Origin of the sequence: Trueperella bernardiae (genome assembly GCF_030246965.1) — a bacterium.
Taxonomy (GTDB): domain Bacteria; phylum Actinomycetota; class Actinomycetes; order Actinomycetales; family Actinomycetaceae; genus Trueperella; species Trueperella bernardiae.
The window spans coordinates 1,429,310-1,450,038 of the sequence record NZ_CP127099.1 but is presented as its reverse complement, the minus strand read 5'-3'; the positions used below and the strand labels follow the sequence as shown (position 1 = coordinate 1,450,038).

Sequence of the window (20,729 nt, the reverse complement as noted above, 5' to 3'; positions counted from 1 at the left end):
CCCGCACGGTCAGTTCTTTACGGAGACTCGGCCCGGAATAGGACGTTGGGCCCGGGAGTTTCCTCCCGGGCCCAACCGTGTCCGTGGCGTTCTACAAGGTGTACCACACCGCGGCGTTCGGCGGTATGACCCCGGCGAAGGGCCGGGACTGGACGAGGATCTTCGCGCCGGCAGGGAGCTCGGCGGGCTCGTCGAAGGTGCAGATGACGTGGACGTCATCGCGGCCTGCCAGCCGGGAGACGTAGTGCAGGTGGTGGCCCTCCTCGGGCTCGTTCAGCTCAGCACGGGCCATCCCCAGTCGCTTACGCTCGGCCAGCAGCGTGTGGAAGAGCGTGAGGGGCGATGCCGGGTCGGCGGCCTGCGCGTCGGCGGCCAGCTTGCCATACTCCTTGGGCTGGGGCAGCCAGGTCGCCCCGCTGGGGGAGAAGCCGTAGCCGGGCGCGTCCGCCTGCCACGGCATGGGGATGCGGCAGCCATCGCGGCCGGCCTCGGCGCCTTCGGTGCGGAAGAAGGCGGGGTCCTCGCGCACCGAGTCGTCGAGCGCCATGTGCTCAGGAAGCCCTAGCTCCTCGCCTTGGTAGATGTAGCACGAGCCGGGAAGCGCAGCCTGGAGCACGTGCGCCGCGAGCGCCCGGTCAAAGCCGAGCTCCACGTCCGGCTGCGTGTCGGTGGAGCGAATCCCGTTCGGGCCCTTGCCCGTGACCGGCAGGCCCATGCGGGAAGCCGCGCGGACGACGTCGTGATTGGACAGCACCCAGGTGGTGGGCGCGCCCACGGTGTCCATGGCGGCAAGCGAATCGGCGATGACGGCCCGGTAGGAGTCGACGTCGAACGGCGTGCACAGGAAGTCGAAGTTGAAGGCCTGGCTCATCTCGTCCGGGCGCACGTAGTTGGCCAGGTCCGTCAGCTCGTCCACCCAGGCCTCGGCGACGAGCGCCCGGTCCGGCCCGTACTCGTCGAGCACGGCGCGCCAATCGCGGTAGATCTCGTGCACGCCGGGCTGGTTCCAGTGCGGCGGGCGCGGGGCGTCCCCGATGCCGGAAACCATCGCCACCTCGTAGTTCCAGTTGGGTAGCGCTTTGTCTTTGACCAGCCCGTGGGCCACGTCGATGCGGAAGCCGTCCACGCCCCGATCCAGCCAGAAGCGCAGGATGTCGCGGAACTCGGCCCGCACTGCGGGGTTTTCCCAGTTGAGGTCCGGCTGGCTGGAATCGAACAGGTGCAGATACCACTGCTTGTCGTGCTCCCAGGGCGAGCCGGGCGCGTCGGACCGGTCGCACACGCGCGTCCATGCGGCCTTGCCGAAGATCGAGCCCCAGTCGTTGGGGATCTCCTCCCCTTCGCGGAACCAGTACAGCTCCCGCTCTGGCCCGCCTGGGTTGCGCAGGGCCGCCTGGAACCAGGCGTGCTGGTCCGAGGTGTGATTGGGTACCATGTCCACGATCACCTTCAACCCGCGCTCGTGGGCGGCGCGGACCAGCGCCACGGCGTCGTCATTCGTGCCGAACATCGGGTCCACGCGCCGGTAGTCCGCCACGTCGTAGCCCGCGTCCTTTTGGGGGGAGACGTAGAAGGGGCTGATCCACACCGCGTCGACCCCGAGGTCTTTCAGGTAGTCGAGCTTGCCAATGATGCCGCGCAGGTCGCCGATCGGGCCGGCGGAGGAGGCGAAGGAGCGGGGGTAGATCTGGTAGATAACGGCCTCGCGCCACCACTGGCCGGGGGCGCTTTGGGCATGAAGCAGCATGGGTATCCTTTGAATTGGGTAGGTGAACTTAGTGGCGGGCGGACTCGTGGTGGCGGCTGGTCGATTCGCGCACGATGAGCTCCGGTTCGAACTTCATCTTCCCGACGTCGGCCGGCGCGCCCCCGATCATCGCGAGCAGCGTGGACACCGCGGCCTCGGTCATGGTCTTGACCGGCTGGCGCAGGGTGGTCAGCGGCGGGTCGGTGAAACTGGTGAACGGCGTGTCGTCATAGCCGATCACCGACACGTCCTGCGGGACCTGCAGGCCCATCGAGCGGCAGCGCCGCACGACCCCGAGCGCCATGAGGTCCGAGCCGCAGATGATCGCGGTGCACCCCGCGCCGATCAGCTGGGAGGCCGCGAACTGGCCGCCCGACAGGGTGTAGAGAGTGTGGATGACGCGCGGCTTTTCGTACGGCAGCAGCTCGCGCATCGTATCAAGGTAGGCCTCGGTCTTGTCCCGGGAGGGAAAGAAGCGGATCGGACCGGAGGCCAGGCCGATCTTCGTGTGCCCGAGCGTGACAAGGTGGCGGATCGACTGGCGGACGGCCGAGGCGTCGTCGGCAGAAAAATCCGGGTTGGCGAGGGCCGGGTTGGCGCCGTTGATCGTGATGAACGGGATTCCCAGCTCCGAGATGCGCTCGTAGCGGGCTGTGTTCGCGGTAGAGTCCGCGTGCAGGCCCGAGATGAAGGCGAAGCCCGCCACCCGCTGGCTGATCATAGCCTCCACGTACGCGTCCTCAGTGGCGCCGCCGGCCATCTGCGTGCCAAGCAGGGGAGTGAAACCCTGCACTGTCATAGCGTTGGCGATCTGCTGGGTGAACAGCGGGAAGACGGGGTTGGTGAGCTCGGGAACGATGATGCCGATCTGGCCGCCGCTACGTTCGCGCAGCACCTCGGGGCGCTCGTAGCCGAGCAGGTCAAGTGCGGCGATCACTGCCTGGCGCGTTTCAGGGGCTACGGAATCCTTGCCGTTGAGGACCCGTGAGACGGTGGCGGTTGATACCCCTGCCTGTGCAGCAATATCAGATAGGCGGATCTTTCGGGCCACGGTTTCTCCAAGTCGTCGTTGAACTCACCGACACCTTAGCTTATTTGCAGAGATCTTGCGTGATATTTGCATAACACACTCTCCGTTGAGGTGGGTAAAGCGCGGAAACGCGCGGTTTTCGGGCGTTGTCGCTTGCGTGAATCTTGCACAATCCTTGTAAAGCCTTGCAAAGCGCTTTCGGGAACGTATGATCAAAGACACGCGGAAGGAAGCGAGCAATGAGGCTCCGTAACCTCGTTCGCTCCACCGCATCACACCACATAAAGAGGAGAGAAAATGCGAAGGAGCATTGCGCTTATTGCGAGCACCGGCCTGGCACTGACGCTGGCGGCCTGTTCAGACAACAACTCGTCCGGCAAGGAGACGACCTCTGCCCCGGCAACCGAAACCTCCACCGAGGCCCCCGCTGGCGGCGGCAAGCTCGTTATCTGGACCGACGCGAACCGCGAGCCGGCCTTCAAGATCGCGGCTGACAACTACAAGGCAGACACCGGCAACGAGGTCGAGCTCGTCGTCAAGGAAAATGACCAAATGCGCTCGGAGTTCTCCTCGCAGGCCGCTGCTGGCGAGGGCCCGGACGTCGTCTTCGGTGCCCACGACTGGCTCGGTGAGTTCGTCACCAACGGCCTGGTGGCCCCGGTCGAGCTCGGCGACAAGGCTGGCGACTTCAACGAGCTCGCCGTCAACGCCTTCACCTACGAGGGCACCACCTACGGCGTGCCCTACGCCGTGGAGAACCTCGCCATCTTCCGTAACGCCGACCTGGTGGACTCCACCCCGGCCACCTTCGACGAGATGATCGCCAAGGGCAAGGAAGCCGGCGTCGAGTACCCGTTCATCATGCAGGTGGGCGCCGACGGCGACCCGTACACCATGTACCCCTTCGAGGCCTCCTTCTCCGGCCCGGTCTTCACCCTTGATGGCGACAAGAACTACACCGCCGATCTCAACCTCGGTGGCGACAAGGGCAAGGCCTTCGCCAAGTGGCTCTCCGACAACGGCGAGAAGGGCACCGGCGTGCTCGACACCAACATCAGCTACGACATCGCTGTTGATGCCTTCAAGTCCGGCAAGTCCCCCTACATCCTCGGTGGCCCGTGGATGATCGCGGACTTTGCCGGCATGAACATCGCGGTTGACCCGATCCCGGCCGCTGGCGACATGCCGGCCTCCCCGTTCCTGGGCGTCCAGGGCGGCTTCATCAACGCCGGCTCGGCTAACCAGCTGCTCGCCACCGACTTCCTCGTCAACTACGTCGGCTCCAAGGAAGTCCAGGACAAGCTCTTCGAGATCGGCCAGCGCCTGCCCGCTCTGACCGCCTCCGCTAATGACGCGACCTCCGATCCGCTCATGGCCGGCTTCGCCGCCGCGGGCAAGGAGGCCCTCCCGATGCCGTCGCTGCCCGAGATGGGTGCCGTGTGGGGCTTCTGGGGCAAGACTGAGTCGCAGATCATCGCCGGCGACGCCGATCCCGCAGGCGTGTGGGACAAGATGATTACTGACATCGAAACAGAGATGAACAAGTAGTGATCCATGGAAAGTGCCGGCCGGTCTCGCTGACAGACCGGCACTTGTCCTAAGAACCGAAGGGGAAACGTTGTCTTCGATGACAGTTCAGTCCGAGGCGACCAAGGGCAGGAAGCAGCGCCGCGAAGAGCTCCGCAAGAAGGACTCGCACGCCACCAACTGGTCCGTTGGTTTCATCACCAAGCTCATCCTCATGGCTTTGGTCAACGCCCTCGGCATCTACATTATCTTCACCGCATACACGATGGGCTCGTGGGTGGTCGGCACCCTCATGCTCCTCCTGCTGCTCGGCGTCGACTGGGTCTACTTCTCCAAGCGCACACTTGCCCTGAAGTACCTCGCGCCCGGCCTCGTGTTCCTGCTGATCTTCCAGGCGTTCACGATCGTCTACACCGGCTACATCGCGTTCACCAACTACGGCCACCAGCACACCCTGTCCAAGTCCCAGGCCATCGACGCTCTGGTCCTGCAAAACGCGTTTAAGCGCGTGGAAGGTTCGCCTCAGTACCCGCTCGCGATCGTGGAGAAGGACGGCGATCTTGGCTTTGCCGTCATCGACGACGGCGATCTCAAAGTTGGCACCGCCGAGATGCCGCTTGAAAAGGTCAAGGGCGAGACGGACGGGACGAAGATCACCGCCGTCGACGGCTGGGACATCATCCCGGTCTCCGGCCTGGCCGAGCGCCAGCAGGAGGTCATCAACCTGCGCGTGCCGCTGACCGACAACCCGGAGGACGGCACACTCGGCACCCAGACTGGCTCCACCGCCTTCCAGTTCACCTCGACCTTGCACTACGACGAGGCAAGCGACACGATGACGAACACCGAGACGGGCCTGACCTACAAGGCCAACGGGGAGACGGGCTTCTTCCAGGCCGACGACGGCTCCACGCTGTCCGTGGGCTGGCGAGTCGGGGTTGGGTTCGACAACTTCGTCAAGGGCTTCTCCGATGGCCGCTACGCCCAGCCGTTCGTCAAGGTCCTCATCTGGAACGTCCTGTTCGCCTTCTTCTCCGTGCTCACCACCTTTGTGCTGGGCATGATCCTGGCGATCGTGATGAACGACGAGCGGATGAAGGGCCGCAAGATTTACCGCACGATCATGCTGTTGCCCTACGCCTTCCCGTCCTTCATGACCGCGTTCCTGTTCGCGGGCCTCATGAACGCCAAGTACGGCTTCTTCAACGAGATGCTCGGCACGGCGATCCCGTGGCTGACCGACCCGACCATGGCGAAGGTCTCCGTGATCCTCGTGAACCTGTGGATGGGCTTCCCCTACATGTTCCTCATCGTCACGGGCGCACTCCAGTCCATCCCGGGCGACCTGGTGGAGGCGGCGAAAATCGACGGGGCGAACACCTACCAGGTGTGGCGCAACGTCACCTTCCCCCAGCTCATGATCGCGCTGACCCCGCTGCTCATCTCGTCCTTCGCCTTCAACTTCAACAACTTCAACCTGATCTACATGTTGAACGGGGGCGGCCCGTCGATGGCGGACGCCTCGGTGCCGGTGGGACACACCGACATCCTCATCTCCATGGTCTACAAGATCGCGGGCCTAACAGGCGAGGCGCTGCCGAACTACGGCCTGGCCGCCGCCATGTCGCTGGTGATTTTCCTGATCGTGGGAAGCGTGTCGCTGTACTCGTTTAAGAAGTCGAACTCGCTGGAAGGACTGAAGTAGATGACTGATCTGGCACAGCCTCAGGCGGGTCAGCTTGAGGTGGCACAAAACAAGATGAGTTTCGGGCGCTGGTTCCGCGAGCTCGGATTTAGGCACGTGGTGGGCATGCTCGCGGTGATTTACGCGGCGTTCCCGATCGTCTACATCGTCTCTGCGGCACTCAACCCGAACATCTCCACCACGCTCACGGGCGCAAACGCGCTCTTCTCGGACGTCTCCGTTGAAAACTTCACCGAGCTGTCCGACACCATGTTCTGGACCTGGCTGAAGAACACGCTCATCATCGGCGTGGCCACCTCGGTGGGCACGGTGCTCATGGGCGCGGCGGCGGCCTACGCGTTCTCGCGTTACCGCTTCCAGGGCCGCAAAGTCACGCTCATGTCGCTCATGATCATCCAGATGTTCCCGCAGCTACTGACCTTCGTAGCTATCTTCCTGCTGCTGACAACCCTGGGTGACATCATCCCGTGGCTGGGCATCGACTCGAAGATCGCCCTCATCGCCGTGTACTGGGGTGGCGCGCTCGGTGCGAACACCTTCCTCATGTACGGCTTCTTCAACTCCATCCCGATGGAACTGGACGAGGCGGCGAAGATCGACGGCGCCTCGCACGCCCAGGTTTACTGGACGATCATCATGCCGCTGGTCATCCCGATCCTCGCGGTGGTCGGCCTGCTGTCCTTCATCTCCGCGTTCAACGACTTCATCCTGTCGAGGACTATCCTCACCAGCCAGGAGAACTGGACGCTGGCCGTGGGAATGAACCTGTGGGTGGGCGGTAATGAAAAACACTGGGAGTGGTTCACTGCCGGCTCGATCATCTCGGCACTGCCGATCTTGCTGCTGTTCCTCTTCCTGCAAAAGTACATCGTTTCCGGCCTGACCGGAGGCGCTGTCAAGGGCTAAGGCTCCTTTCCTCGCCTTACCCGGTTCGGCCCCGCGCTCTCGCGCGGGGCCGAACTCGTTTGGGCCACGTGTGGGCCGGCAGACCGCGTTCGCTTAAAAACTCTTGGACGGTTTTGGGGCGATCTCCTCATATAAGAAGATCGCCCCAAAACCGTCCAGTGTATATAAATCGGCTTGTCTCTACTCGGCCTCAAACGTAGCCCAGGCCCGCACCGGCAGACCGTTCGCGCTCGCGATCTTGGGCCAACCGATGGAAATGAGCGCCCCGCGCACCGGCACCTGGTCAAGGTTGGCCAGCAGCTCGAGCTGGAACAGCCCCAGTCCCAGCACGTGGCGCTCCACGGCCAGGTCGCCAGCCGCCGCGCAGTCGACGGCCGGGTCCGTGTCGAGCGTCTCGTGCCCGATCCCGATCACGCCGCGATCGGCGAGCGCGCTCACCGCCTCCTTCGACCAGCCAGGCGAGTGCAGCGCCCCGTCGTCGTCGGCGTTGGCCAGCGCCGCGCCGTCGGGCCAGCGCTTGTGCCAGTCCGACCGGAAGGTCACGAAGCTGCCCGCCGGGATGGGGCCGTGCTCCGCCTCGTGCGCTTCGATGTCCGCCACCGTCAGCGCAAAGTCCGGGTTCGCCTCCACTTCCTCATGCCTATCGATGACGACAAGCGGCAATACCGCCTGATCCACCCCGAAGTCACGGGCGAGTGCGCCATCTTGGTGGAAGTGGCCGGGGAAGTCGATGTGCGTGCCGAACTGGCCGGGGAAGGTCTGGCGCTGAATGCGCAGGTTGTAGGGTGAATCGAAGTCGAGGATCGGGGTGTTGAGCTCGATCGCGCCTTCGGGCATGCCACCCCAGTAGGGGGAGTTTTCGTCGAGTTCGTGCGTGAGGTCCACGCGGGTCAGCTTGAGGTTCCACAGGGACATGGGAGGTCCTTTCGATGTCGTTGAGTCTTCAGCTCAGTTGTCTTCGGTGTCGGTTTGCGGCTAGCACCGCCGTCGTCGGGCCGCCGTCGGTCAGCGACGCCAGCCGCCGTCGTTACAGGCGCTCGCGCACCGACTGTGCGGCATCCACGAGGTTGCGCAGGGACTGCTCGGTCTCGGCGTAGGCGCGAGTCTTAAGGCCGCAGTCGGGGTTGACCCACAGGTGGTCTGCGGCAACGTTCCTCAGTGCGGCCGAGATGAGGTCGGTGAGCTCGGCGGTGTCAGGCACGCGCGGGGAGTGGATGTCCCACACGCCGGGGCCGATGTCGTTAGTGAAGGTGCCCTCCACCGACTCGAGCAACTCCATGCGCGAGCGCGCCGCCTCCGCGGAGGTGACGTCGGCGTCGAGGGCGGCGATCGCGCCGATGATCTGGTTGAACTCCGAATAGCACAGGTGGGTGTGAATCTGGGTGTCCTCCCGCACGCCCGAGGTGGCGAGCCGGAATGCGCCCACCGACCAGCCGAGGTAGTCCTCGTGTCGGGCCTCGTCCAGCGGCAGGAGTTCGCGCAGCGCCGGCTCGTCCACCTGGATCACCGTAATGCCCTTGGCCTCCAGGTCCGCTACCTCGTCACGCAGGGCGAGCGCGAGCTGGTCGGCCACCTCGCCGAGTGGGATGTCACGGCGCGGGAAAGACCACGCGATGATCGTGACCGGCCCCGTGAGCATGCCCTTGACCGGCTTACTCGTGAGCGACTGGGCGTACTCGATCCACTCCCCACCGAGCGAGCGCGTGCGGTAGACGTCGCCCCACAGGATCGACGGGCGCGTGCACCGTGAACCGTAGGACTGCACCCAACCGTTGTGGGTCACCGCGAAGCCCTCGAGTAGCTCGGCGAAGTACTGGACCATGTCGTTGCGTTCGGCCTCGCCGTGCACCAGGACGTCCAGCCCGATCTCCTCCTGCAATTCAATGACGTGCCGGATCTCGTTCTTCAGCACCTCGCGGTAGCCGGCCTCGTCCAGCTCGCCCGAGCGCCGCTTCGCCCGCGCCACCCGCAGCTCGCTGCGCTGGGGGAACGAACCGATCGTCGTGGTCGGCAGGAGTGGCAGATCGAGGCGGGCGCGCTGGAGGGAACGGCGCAGGACGGCGTCCCCGCGGCGGCGGTCCTCGGGGCGCAGGGCGGCGGTGCGCTCGCGGACGCTAGCCACCGTGACGCCGTCGGCACTCGCGCGCTGCTCGAACGCGGCGGTCGAAGCGGCGATGTCGGCGTCGATCGCGTCCCAGCCCTCGCGCAGGCCCCGGTCGAGCGTGACGATCTCCGCTACCTTCTCATCCGCGAACGCCAGCCAGGCGTGCAGGTTGGCATTCAGCGGCTCGTCCCACACCTCGCCCTCGAGCGTATGGGGGACGTGCTGCAACGACGTCGTCGTGGACGCCACAACCCTCGCGCCCGTGGCTCGCGCCCGCTCGAGTTTGTCGGCTGCCTCGCGCAGGTCCGTGCGCCAAATGTTGCGCCCGTCCACGACGCCGGCCGCGAGCGTCACGCCCTCCGCCCGCGCGCCCTCGGGCAGGGAGCCGCGGTCAAGATCGACGCCTATCGCCTCCACGCCCGTCGCGGCCAGGGCCTCGAAGGAGGCCGAGGAGTCGCCGTAGGGGACCGCGAGGAAGATCTGCGGGCGGGACTCGAGAGATGCGAGCTGTGAGTAAACGCGGGCGGCGATCTCGGTGAGGCGGGCCCTGCTGGCGGGCAGATTATCGGTGGCCAACGTCGGCTCGTCGAACTGCACCCACGGCGCTCCGGCGCCCTGAAGCTCGGCGAGGAGGGCGGCGTAAGCGACGGCGACGTCGTCGATACGCGTAAGCGGGTCAAAGTCCGGCTCGCGCTCAGTGCCCTTCGCCAGCGCCAGGAGCGTGACCGGTCCGACGACGACCGGCCGCACCGTGTACCCCGCCTCCGCGGCCTCGGTGTAGCGGGCCACGACCTGGCGGTCGGTGTATGCCACAGCGGTGGTCGAGTCGATTTCGGGGACGATGTAGTGGTAGTTCGTGTCGAACCACTTCGTCATCTCGTTTGCCGGGTGGGAGGCGTCGCCGCGGGCTGCGGCGAAGTAGGCGTCCAGGCCGTCGAGGTCTGCGAAGCGAGCGGGAATAATGCCGGCGAGGAAGGCGGCGTCGAGCACCTGATCGTAGTAGGTGTGGGTGTCTGGGATCGCGGCCGGCTCGGTCAGGCCTAGCTCGGTGAGGCGGGCATAGTTGGCCAGGCGCAGGCTGCGGGTCGCATCGAGGAACTCCTCGCGGGTGGTCTTCGCGGCCCAAAAGGATTCGAGGGCCCGCTTGAGCTCGCGGTTGGCGCCGATGCGAGGATAGCCGAGGATGGTCGAGGGCAGAGTCATGAAAAGTCCTTCGTGTCTTAATGGTCAGTGTGGTCGGGTGCGGAATGAAAACCTGGGAGCCGGCCCGCAAGCGGATCCCAGCAGGGCATTCGTCTAGGCATGATGTTCCTTGGCGACCAGGTCCATGACCGCGAGCGCGGGGACGGCCTTGTTGAAGGTGTAGAGGTGGACGCCGGGGGCGCCACCGTCGAGCAGCTCGAGGGCGAGGTCGGCCGCGATCCGGACGCCGATCCGCTCTTCCTCCTCGGGTGTGGCGGCGGTGGCGAGGGCCTCGAGGATCTCGGGGGAGGCCACCACGCCAGTGAGCTCCTGGGTGCGAAGCACGCGCCGGGTCTCGACCGGCGGGAGGATCCCCGGCACGATCGGGATGGTGACGCCAGCCGCGCGGGCCAGCTCCACGAAGCGGGTGAACTCGGCGGCGTGCCAGGAGAACTGGGAGATGGCGAAGTCGGCGCCGGCTACCTGCTTATGGACCAGGCGCTCGACCTCGGTCTCCGGGCTCGTGCCCGCCGCCGGGTTGCCGGCGGGGAAGGTGGCCACCGCGATGCGGATTGGCTGGAGCGCGCTTTGCAGGGCGAGCGGGGCGGAGCGGGCGTTGCGCTTGTAGTCGACCTCGCGGATGAGACGGATGAGGTCGGTGGCCCGGACCAAGGCGTCATCGGCCGGAGTCCAACCCGGCTTGCCAAGAGGCGGGTCGCCGCGCAGGGCGAGGAACGTGCGCACGCCAGAATCTAGGTAGTCCGTGACGATCTGCGTGATCTCCTCGATCGACGTGCCCACGCAGGTCAGGTGCGCGATCGGGGGAGTGGGCACGTGCCGGGCGAGGATCTCCGTGACCGCCCGGGCCCCGCGCCGATCCTGGCCCGCCGCGCCGTAGGTGACCGAGATGAAGTTTGGCCGGGCGTCCACCAGCTGCTTGACCGTGGTCCAGAACTTCGGGGCGGTCTGCGGGTTGCGCGGCGGCATCACCTCGAACGACGTGGTGATGTGGGAGGGGAGCTGGTCGCTGCCGCGGGCGGGGAGCCAGCCGAAGGACGCCGGATTGGCGGTGGGTTCTGGCGGGTTCGCGGCCGGGCTTGTCACCGTTGGGTCGGTGGCCCGCGCGGCCGGCGTCGGAACAGCAGAGAGTACAGGGGTAGCAGAGGTACAGGTAGCCATGATCATCCTGGAAAAACGTAGGATGTGGGCTCAAACGGCCTCGATCGGCGAGGCGGCTTGTTTTAGAAAAGTGCTACGAGCGCCTGCGCGCCCAACGTGCGCAGGAACCTAGCACACGTACATTCGCGCAACGACACCAGCAGTCATGACCGACTGGGCGTGAGCATGCGCGTAAATCTTCATGGCAATAACTTAACCCGAATCGTTCCCGCTGTCCAAAGGGGACCCTGAAATGTCTCACATTTCGATCGGCCCTAGAGAGTCGAGGAATCGTTGGGAGAATACCGCCCACGATCCTCAGCCTCCATGATCTGTGCCTCAAACATTTTCCGGAAGGCAGTTCCCGGAGACATCAGTTCATCAAAACTTCCAGATTCGAGGATCCTGCCAGCGTCGAGGAGGTAGATGGTGTCCGCCCATTTCAAGGTTGAGAGCCGATGGGAACTGAGGATAAAGATCCTGTCCTTGGCGAGAGCTGCGAACTTCGAGAACAGTTCTTCTTCGCCGGCGGCATCGATGGTGCTCGTCGGTTCGTCTAGGATCCACACGTATTCGTCCATGACCATCGCGCGGGCGATGGCAAGCCGCTGCCATTGACCCCCCCCGACAGCTCGATTCCGCCCCACTGGCTTCCCAGGGGGTGTCAAGTCCGTTCGGGGAGTCCCGGAAAATAGGTGCGATGCTTGCAAACTCTAAGGCGTCCCACAGCTGGGAATCGGCCGCGCGCTGCCTGCTTCCCAACATCAGAAACCGACGCACCGAGATTTCGTAACGCCCATAATCCTGCAGAACAGCGGACACATAAAAGGAAATATGTTCGTCTTCTCCCACGTTGATGGTGCGGTCGCCGATCAATACGCCCCCTGATGCGTCACGCTGTGTGTTCATCAAGGCCTTGAGAAGCGATGTCTTCCCGCTCCCGTTCTCGCCCACTATTGCGGTGAGCTTGCCGGAAGGAGCTTCGAGGGACACATGATCAACGGCGCGTAGCGTGCCGTAGTTGACCGTCACATCGGAGGCGATGAGAGCCTCGGCGTTTCGAACGTCCAAAGGACTTGAGCGCTCGGTAGGTCTGTCAGCAAACGAACGGAGATGCTTGTTCGCCGGCAGCGATGTGACAAGCTCCCCGATCTGGTACCCGATGCCCATCATTGCGCTGATCCCTGCCATCACGCCGGCGGTTCCGGCGAACAATGCGCCGATGTTGTTACCGGAGTCCCTGTAGAGCGTGAGAAGCGCGATTGCAAACAAGCCAGTTGTCACGAGCCCGGCCAGCGAATCACTCGCGATTGACAGCCACTCTAGTCGTTGTCTGATCGCCATATGCGCGCATCGGTGATGCGCAGCTAGCTCGGCGAAAACATTCGTCGCCCGTAGGGTCGATATTTCGACCGCCGTACGCTGGTATGAGATCTGGTCCTGAAGATACGTGGATCGGCGAATCTCTTCTGTTGCCTGTGGCCAGAGGTGGGATTCCTGTTTCCCGTACCAGGCATATGCAAGCGTGGTGGGAATGGGTGCAAGGAGGCTGATCAGTGCGGCTGCCGTGCTGATTTCCCACAAAGAGAGCGACAATGTGAACGCGGTCAGCGTCGCGCACGCGATATTGACCGTTGCCTGGAACTGCGAAGAGACATGTCCCTCGGCAACACACTGCCGCGCCGCTCTCAACTCCTTCATGAACCCTTCGTCGTTAAACTCCCGAGCCGAAGCCTGAGATAGCCGATCCTGGAATAAGGAGGCAGAAGAAAGGTTGATCCTCATCGCATTCACGCGCGAGATTGCGTTGGAGACTTGTTGCCAGGCGTTCCCTGCGCCGAAAACGACGGCAACTAGGATGATGAGCCTGACGGCTCTCTGCTCCGAACCCATCGCGCTGGATAGCAACTTGATCAGCACAACGGTGGCGGCGGGGATTAAAGCAGCAACAATGAGAAACAAGATCGATGCGACAGCGCTAAGTGGAGTAGAGCGCAATCCGAATCGGAAGGCCCAAAGCCAGTGCGGGGTGTTCTTGTACGTCTCCACGGATTCACCCCTCAGCGAGAATCTTGACAATTTCCAATGCTAATCTCTGGTGGAGGTCGGACTCTTTGCCGGAGTACCCACATTGAACCCAGCTTTGTTCCTTTGATGTATCGAATCCGGAAATCACATCACCTATGGACATACCTGCCTGACCAGCACTGTCCCAGCAACTGTAGAGCTGCCCATGAGAGGTAACGACAATACCCTCTGGGTCAAACGGGGTGCCACAGGTTCTGCACAATCCAGAGTGCCCAGGGAGAGTCAAGCTAAAGCCAGCGGCAACTACGCTTCGTGCAAGCCTCACATACTCGCTGATGAATCTTTGGTCATAGGTGTGCGGGGTGTAAAACGGGGTTGAATCAACAACGGTCAAAGTGATCGAGATAAAGGAGTGGCTCCCCTCCAAGCAAGGAAAGGTGGATGCTTTGCTTTTTCTTTGTCGTAGCAAATTGGTGAATGAACCTCGAAATCTGTTCGTTCGATACGGACCGTTTCCCAAGGATTGGTTTACGTCGAGAATGAGATATGTCAGTCCTTTGATAGCAATAATCGCAGGATAAGTTGCAAGCAAACCCAGGCATATAGGCCACAGTTAAAACTCTGGGCTTCTTAGACTTTCCCATAGTCACAAGTAGCCTCAGGGCAACTGCACCGAATCTAGTTACGGTCCCGTTAGGAGTCACCAATGATCTTGGCAGGAAGAAAACGCCCGAACTGCACGAGACGTACGAGTGTTTTCTCCCTCTGAAACCGTACTATGCATCCTCCAAAACACTATTGTGTCTGTTAGTCAGCTTTGCTGGCTAACAGACAGTCGACCTAGAGCAGGCCGGGTACCATTCGACTACGCTACGGGCACTTATCGTCCATCGGAGTAAATGTGCCGAATCCCAGCTTTCGTAAGAGCGCGAGTAGCATCGTCTTCACCTCCTTCCTGTAGGTGTGATAAAGATTGCATCTGATAATGAGTGAACGCTACCCATTCGCGGAACGGATTGATCTGACCCTCTCCAACAGAGTATGGATGTAATCGGGTTGCGCCCCGGTTGCGTCCTTAAGAGTGGTGTATCTGGACTCGGGCTTGGGCGAAGCTTAATTGGCGGCGGCCTGTTGTCGCACTGTGTTCGGCTACCTTTCGATCGATCAACAACCCGTTTAACCTTTGCCAGTGGGCGACTGGGAAGCAAATGGTAAATACAGTGGGCCGCTCGGCTGAGCGGCCCACTGGTCGTTGCTTGGGCTGAAGCCCGTTGAAGTTTGGGCTGACCCAGCCCGGTGATGATTAGCGCGTGGCGAGCGCGACCTCCGGGTCAGGCTGACCGGTGATGCGGTTGCGCAGGTCGCGCCGGATGATCTCAATCACCCACATCCAGATCGCGTGCCCGGGGATCTCTGACAGGTGCTCCTCCCACGGCTGGTTCCACGGTGCCGGGACCACACCCATGGCCGGCATGAGCACCGCGTGGAAAACGAACCACAGGAACACGCCGAAGGCGACGCCCTGCCACAGCTTGATGCCCGGGTAGACCTCGGCGATCAGGCAGTAGAGCACCGCGAAGAAGATGGCGAAGCCGAAGTGGATGAGGAAGGACACCCACGGCAGGCCTTCGTTGCCATTGAAGGTGTAGGAGGCGTGCGTGGTCTGGTCGGAGAAGCCGAGCAGCTCCAGGAATGCCTGCGGCGGGTTGGTCGCGTTGCGCTCGGGGGTGCGCGGCGGGAGGGGGACCTCCCAGCCGAACTTCACAATCGCGGAGACGATTCCGCCGATCAGGCCAACGAGCGCGGCAACCTTATAATTACGTCGGGAAACATCAGTCTTTGTCCACATATATACGATTATTTCACTTAGCGAACCAGCGGTGCCAAATCGGTTCACATGACAGTACATGTGAAACTGTCGGCCCAGCAGATCCACACCGTTGTCGCTCGACCATCACACCGCCAAGGGACCGATCAAAAAGTTTGGACGGTTTCGGGGCTATCTCCTCGCATACGAAGATAGCCCCGAAACCGTCCAGTGTTGTGAAATCGCCGGCTTCCGACCAGCCGCTACGCCCGCTTCGGCGTCAGGTACACCACGCCGTAGGGCGGCAGCTGCACGATCGCCGAGTGGGCGCGGCCCGCGTGCTCCACCGGCTCGGTCTCTACCTGGCCGAGGTTGCCCACGCCCGAGCCGCCGTACTCGACCGCGTCGGTGTTGAGAATCTCCTCCCACACGCCTTCGAACGGCAGCCCGATGCGGTAGTCGTTGTGCGGGACTCCGGAGAAGTTGCACACCGCCACCACGAAGTCGTCCTCGTCCTTGGACTTGCGCAGGTAGGCCAGCACGTTGTGGTCCGAGTCGTTGACTTCGATCCACTCAAATCCGTGGTTGGTGAAGTCGTCGCTCCACAGGGCGGGGTGCTCGCGGTAGATTTCGTTGAGGCGCTTGACGCAGGCCATCACCCCGTCATGGCCCGGGTTGTCGGTGAGCCACCAGTCGAGGCTCTTGCCCGAGTTCCACTCATCGATCTGGGCGAACTCCTGGCCCATGAACAGCAACTTCTTGCCCGGGTGGGACCACTGGTAGCCGAGCAACAGGCGCACGCCGGCCAGCTTCTGCCAGTGGTCGCCGGGCATCTTGCCGTACAGGGAACCCTTGCCGTGGACCACCTCGTCATGCGAGAGCGGCAACAGGAACTGCTCGGAGAATGCGTAGACCAGCGAGAACGTGAGCTCCCCGTGGTGCCACTTGCGGTTGATCGGCTTTTCTTCCATGTAGTGCAGGGTGTCGTTCATCCACCCCATGTTCCACTTCAGGCCGTACCCGAGGCCGCCCTGATCTGTCATGCCGGTGACTCCGCCCCACGACGTCGATTCCTCGGCGATCATCATGATGCCCGGGTGCGTACGGTAGGCGGTGGCGTTGGCTTCCTGGATGAAGGAGATCGCCTCGAGGTTTTCCCGCCCGCCGTACACGTTGGGCTGCCACTGGCCATCCTGGCGCGAGTAGTCGAGGTAGAGCATGGAGGCGACGGCGTCCACGCGCAGCCCGTCCACGTGGAACTCCTCCAGCCAGAACAGCGCGTTGGCCACGAGGAAGTTGCGCACCTCGCGCCGGCCGAAGTTGAACACGTAGGTGCCCCAGTCCGGCTGCTCGCCGCGCAGCGGGTTCGGGTCCTCGTACAGCGGCGTGCCGTCGAAGCGGGCGAGCGCCCACTCGTCCTTGGGGAAGTGGGCGGGCACCCAGTCCATGATGACGCCGATGCCGGCCTTGTGTAGCTCGGAGATGAGGTAGCGCAGCTCGTCCGGATGGCCGTAGCGCGCGGTGGGGGCGTAGTAGGAGGTGACCTGGTATCCCCACGACGGCCCGAACGGGTGCTCGGCCAGTGGCATGAACTCCACGTGGGTGAATCCCGTGTACTTCAGGTGTCCGATGAGCTGTTCGGCGGCGTCGCGGTAGGACAGGCCGTGGCGCCAGGAGCCCAGGTGCAGTTCGTAGACCGACACCGGGCCGGCGTGCGGATCCGTCTTCGCGCGCCCTTCCATCCACTCCTCGTCATCCCACTCGAAGTGGGACTCGGTGATAATCGAGGCCGTCGACGGCGGGATTTCCGTACGCCGAGCCATCGGGTCAGCCTTCTGGTGCCAGCTGCCGTCGGCGTACTGGATCTCGAACTTATAGCGCTGGCCGTCCTCGGCACCGGGGATGAAGAGCTCCCAGATGCCGGAGGTGCCCATGGTGCGCATCGCGGCAGACACGCCGCTCCACGAGTTGAAGTCGCCAATCACGCGCACGACGCGCGCGTTGGGTGCCCACACCGAGAAGCTGGTGCCGTGCACCGGGCCCATCGGCGTGTCATAGGTCTGCACGTGAGCGCCGAGCACCTTCCACAGCTGCTCGTGGCGGCCCTCGGAGAACAGGTAGCGGTCCACCTCACCGATGGTGGGAAGGAAACGGTAGCCGTCATCGGTGGTGGCCTCAAAGTCGCCGTAGGTGGCGCGCACCTGGTAGGTGGGAACCTCCCCGCCCGGGATCGCCACCACCCATACGCCGTTCCATTCGTGGGCGGCGGGGTATTCGGCGTCGGGGGTCACGATCGTCACCGAGTCTGCCAGCTGGCGACTCACGCGGATCGTGACGGTTTCACCGTTGGTGTGCGGCCCAAGGACGTCATGCGGCGAATGGTGAATTCCATTTGAGACGGCGTCAAGAACGTCATGGGAGACAGACATCGGTACGGGTTCAGTCATGTCAGGCTTCCTTCATCGTGCTGGCTAATGGCAATATTCTACGTCGGATTAGTTGTCCTGGGCGCCGATCAGGCGAAGTACTCCGCGCACGGGAATCTCCAACCAGGTGGGTCGGCTCGCCACCTCATAGCTCACCTCATACAGGGCTTTGTCCAAGGTTAGGGCGTCGAGCAGGCGTTGTTCGGAGGTCTCGATCTGCCCGTATCCGGCCATGAACGCCTCCCGCGCGCTCCGCGTCCACGCCTCCAGTTCGGCCCGGTTCCCGCCGGCGAGTTCGGCCGAGCCCCCGGCGTAGTCGAACGAGCGCAGGATGCCGGCCACATCGCGCAGGGCCAGGTCCGGGTGCACGCGTTCGGCAAGCGGGCGCAGCGGCTCGCCCTCGAAGTCCAGCGCCACCCAGCCCCGCCCCGGGGCGTTCAACACCTGGCCCAGGTGGTAGTCGCCGTGGATGCGCTGCAACGGGGGCCAGTGCTCCTCGAGCGCCCCGGCGAACACGGCCTCGATCCGGTCGCGGTAGTCGGCAAGCGCGGGCACCTGGGCAAGGGCCGTCCGGGCGCGCTTGCGCCACTGGTCCACGATCTCGGCCCGCATCGCCGGCGTCGCTTCCACCGTGGGGAAGGCCTCGGCGAGCTGGCGGTGAATGTCGCGCGTGAGCTTGCCCAGCGCCACGATTTCGCCGCATTGCGCGAACGACGCCGTCGTCTCCAGTTGTCCCCGCAGCACCTGCCACGCGTCGGTTGCCCCCGCGAGGAACTCTTGGGCCACGAGCATGTCGGTGCTCGCCGCGCCCCACGCCCCGGTCACCGATCCGTACTGGCGGGGCACCGCGCGCGAGCCGGCGGCGTCCAGCGCGGTTTGCAGCTCGACGTCGGGGTTCGCCCCGTCCGACAGCACGCGGAAGACCTTGAGGATAATCCCGGCCGAGCCCGTCTCATCCAGCTCGGCGAAGCGGTAGATGATCGACGTGTTCGACTGCTCCGAGGTCAGCTTGGCCGCGCTCGCCACGGGCGCGGCGGGCCGGATCGGGTGGGCCTCGAGGGTCAGGCCATCCCCGGACAGTGCTCCGGTGTAAACCGCGCCGAGCAGGGCGGCCTGGCCATCGGCGTCGTCGGTGGCATCAAAGACGTCGACCGCCCCGGTGCGCTCCCGGAACGTCAGCGGCACCGAGAACATCAGCTCTCCGGAGCGGACCAGGAAGATCTCCGTGCGGGCCGCGCCGTCGGCGAGCAGGGCGCTCGGGCCGAACTCGAGCTCATCTCCCGGGTTGCCGGTGAACCACCGAGCGCTCGTCATCCACTCCCGCGTCGCGCCGGCGAGCGCCTCGGGCGTCACGGCGCCGAGCGTGGCTTCGATCGTGCCGATCACGCGCTATCACCCTCCACGGGCGCCGACTCGCCCTCCCCGGGCGGGGTCAGCTCGAACCAGAAGAAGTCGCGCGAGCCGAGGGTCATCGGGTAGCGGCCGTCCTCACCGATCGCGGGGAAGCCGGCGCCGCCAAACACGTCGCGCACGTTCCACCCCGCGTACTGCGGCACCTCGACCACCGCGGCGCGCGCCGTGTTGGCCATGTTCATTACGCACAGCATCGCCTGCTCGGAGTTCGCGCGGGTGAAGGATAGCACCGCCTCGTTGCCCGACTCGCGCAGCTCGAAGTCGCCGTTGCCGAGCACCGGGTAGCGGCGGCGCACCTGCAACGCCCCTCGCATCCAGTGCAACAACGACGCCGGCTGGGCCAGCTGCGCTTCCACGTTGATCGCCTGATAGTGGTAGACGAGCGACTGGATTGTGGGCAGGTAGAGCTTGCCCGGGTCGGCGGTGGAGAAGCCCGCGTTGCGGTCCGGGGTCCACTGCATGGGCGTGCGCACCGAATCACGGTCCGGCAACCAAATGTTGTCGCCCATCCCGATCTCATCCCCGTAGTACAAGCACGGCGAACCGGGCAGCGAGAGCAAGAGTGCGTTGGCCAGCTCGATCTCCGCGCGCGAGTTGCCGAGCAGAGGCGCCAGACGACGCCGGATGCCCACGTTCGCCCGCATCCGCGGGTCCTCCGCATACCAGCCATACATCTTGGCCCGCTCCTCGGTGGAGACCATCTCGAGCGTCAGCTCGTCATGGTTGCGCAAGAACGTACCCCACTGGGAGCCCGCCGGGATCGCGGGGCTGGCATTCAAGATGTCACGAATCGCGGTGGCCCGCTGGTCGCGTAACGCGTAGTAGATGCGCGGCATGACGGGGAAGTGGAAACACATGTGGCACTCCGGAGTCTCTTCATCCCCGAAGTACTCCACCACGTCCTCCGGCCACTGGTTGGCCTCAGCCAACATGATCTTGCCTGGGAACTCCTCATCCAGCATGGCGCGTAACTCCGCCAGGTAGGCGTGCGTGCGCGGCAGGTTCTCCCCGTTCGTGCCCTCCTCCTCAAACAGGTAGGGCACGGCGTCGAGCCGGAAACCGTCAATCCCAAGCCGGGCCCAGAAGCGCACCACGTCCTTAATCGCCTCACGCACCTGCGGGTTTTCGTAGTTGAGGTCCGGCTGGTGGGAGAAGAAGCGATGCCAGAAATACTGGCGGCGTACCGGATCGAACGTCCAGTTGCTCGCCTCCGTGTCAATGAAAATGATGCGGGCGTCCGAATAGGCCGTGTCGTCGTCGCTCCACACGTAGAAGTCGCCGAACGGGCCATCCGGATTCGAGCGCGAGGACTGGAACCACGGGTGCTGATCCGAGGTGTGGTTGACCACCAGGTCAATGATGACGCGGATCCCGCGCCGGTGGGCCTCCTCGATCAGCTCGCCAAACTCCTCGATCGTGCCGTACTCGGGCGCAATCGCCGTGAAGTTCGAGACGTCGTACCCGCCGTCGCGCATGGGTGAGGGGTAGAAGGGAGGGATCCACAGGCAATCCACGCCCAGCCACTGCAGGTAGTCCAGGTGCTCGATGAGGCCGCGGAGGTCACCGGACCCCTTCCCCGTCGAATCCCCGAACGCACGAAGCAGGACCTCGTAGAAGACCGCCGTCTTGAACCAGTCCGGATCGTCGGACAGCCCGGGGAAATGACCAGAGTCGAAGTGCGCGTTGGCCACTAAGC

At 64.0% G+C, this 20,729-nt stretch carries 14 protein-coding genes and 1 pseudogene; 3 read left to right on the top strand and 12 right to left on the bottom strand.

Annotation, left to right across the window (positions count from 1 at the left end; all coding sequences use genetic code 11):
- Positions 1 to 91 precede the first annotated feature (91 nt).
- The gene (locus tag QPC17_RS06665; RefSeq protein WP_285347137.1) at positions 92 to 1,747 is read right to left on the bottom strand and encodes a glycoside hydrolase family 13 protein; all 1,656 of its coding nucleotides are present in this window, start codon (positions 1,745 to 1,747) and stop codon (positions 92 to 94) included.
- A gap of 28 nt (positions 1,748 to 1,775) precedes the next feature.
- Positions 1,776 to 2,798 (bottom strand): LacI family DNA-binding transcriptional regulator, encoded by a 1,023-nt coding sequence (locus QPC17_RS06660; RefSeq protein WP_285321269.1) that lies wholly within the window; start codon positions 2,796 to 2,798, stop codon positions 1,776 to 1,778.
- A 276-nt stretch (positions 2,799 to 3,074) separates the two neighbouring features.
- Here QPC17_RS06660 and QPC17_RS06655 point away from each other — a divergent pair, with 276 nt between their 5' ends.
- The 3 genes from QPC17_RS06655 (at position 3,075) to QPC17_RS06645 (ending at position 6,915) form a co-directional block, all read left to right on the top strand.
- Positions 3,075 to 4,325: a sugar ABC transporter substrate-binding protein gene (locus QPC17_RS06655; RefSeq protein ID WP_062613468.1), complete on the top strand. Its 1,251-nt coding sequence runs from the start codon at positions 3,075 to 3,077 to the stop codon at positions 4,323 to 4,325.
- 79 nt (positions 4,326 to 4,404) lie between these two features.
- Positions 4,405 to 6,009: an ABC transporter permease subunit gene (locus QPC17_RS06650; RefSeq protein ID WP_062613469.1), complete on the top strand. Its 1,605-nt coding sequence runs from the start codon at positions 4,405 to 4,407 to the stop codon at positions 6,007 to 6,009.
- Positions 6,010 to 6,915, top strand: a complete 906-nt coding sequence (locus QPC17_RS06645) for a sugar ABC transporter permease (protein ID WP_062613470.1) — start codon at positions 6,010 to 6,012, stop codon at positions 6,913 to 6,915.
- A gap of 180 nt (positions 6,916 to 7,095) precedes the next feature.
- Here the strand turns inward: QPC17_RS06645 and QPC17_RS06640 are convergent, their stop codons facing one another.
- The 10 genes and pseudogenes from QPC17_RS06640 to treS all read right to left on the bottom strand — a co-directional run bounded on the left by QPC17_RS06640 (position 7,096) and on the right by treS (position 20,724).
- On the bottom strand, positions 7,096 to 7,830 hold the full coding sequence (locus QPC17_RS06640; protein ID WP_062613471.1) for a cyclase family protein: 735 nt from the start codon (positions 7,828 to 7,830) through the stop codon (positions 7,096 to 7,098).
- A 112-nt stretch (positions 7,831 to 7,942) separates the two neighbouring features.
- Positions 7,943 to 10,222, bottom strand: a complete 2,280-nt coding sequence (gene metE, locus QPC17_RS06635; RefSeq protein ID WP_285347136.1) for a 5-methyltetrahydropteroyltriglutamate--homocysteine S-methyltransferase — start codon at positions 10,220 to 10,222, stop codon at positions 7,943 to 7,945.
- A gap of 93 nt (positions 10,223 to 10,315) precedes the next feature.
- Positions 10,316 to 11,380, bottom strand: coding sequence for a methylenetetrahydrofolate reductase (locus QPC17_RS06630; RefSeq protein WP_083200568.1), 1,065 nt, complete (start codon positions 11,378 to 11,380; stop codon positions 10,316 to 10,318).
- A gap of 254 nt (positions 11,381 to 11,634) precedes the next feature.
- On the bottom strand, positions 11,635 to 12,006 hold the full coding sequence (locus QPC17_RS09630) for an ATP-binding cassette domain-containing protein (RefSeq protein WP_371440128.1): 372 nt from the start codon (positions 12,004 to 12,006) through the stop codon (positions 11,635 to 11,637).
- Positions 12,007 to 12,130: 124 nt separating this feature from the next.
- Positions 12,131 to 12,529: pseudogene (locus tag QPC17_RS09625) on the bottom strand (ATP-binding cassette domain-containing protein); the annotation flags it as partial.
- 1,238 nt (positions 12,530 to 13,767) lie between these two features.
- Positions 13,768 to 13,989, bottom strand: coding sequence for a radical SAM protein (locus QPC17_RS09620; protein ID WP_371440130.1), 222 nt, complete (start codon positions 13,987 to 13,989; stop codon positions 13,768 to 13,770).
- Between the two features lie 701 nt (positions 13,990 to 14,690).
- Entirely contained in the window at positions 14,691 to 15,236 is a 546-nt protein-coding gene (locus tag QPC17_RS06620; RefSeq protein WP_062613475.1) for a YagU family protein, read from the bottom strand.
- Between the two features lie 221 nt (positions 15,237 to 15,457).
- Entirely contained in the window at positions 15,458 to 17,623 is a 2,166-nt protein-coding gene (gene glgB / locus QPC17_RS06615) for a 1,4-alpha-glucan branching protein GlgB (protein WP_236698668.1), read from the bottom strand.
- A gap of 66 nt (positions 17,624 to 17,689) precedes the next feature.
- Positions 17,690 to 19,006 (bottom strand): phosphotransferase, encoded by a 1,317-nt coding sequence (locus QPC17_RS06610; RefSeq protein ID WP_285347134.1) that lies wholly within the window; start codon positions 19,004 to 19,006, stop codon positions 17,690 to 17,692.
- Positions 19,003 to 20,724 (bottom strand): maltose alpha-D-glucosyltransferase, encoded by a 1,722-nt coding sequence (gene treS, locus QPC17_RS06605; RefSeq protein WP_285347133.1) that lies wholly within the window; start codon positions 20,722 to 20,724, stop codon positions 19,003 to 19,005. The genes QPC17_RS06610 and treS overlap by 4 nt, the downstream gene beginning before the upstream one ends.
- Positions 20,725 to 20,729 lie beyond the last annotated feature (5 nt).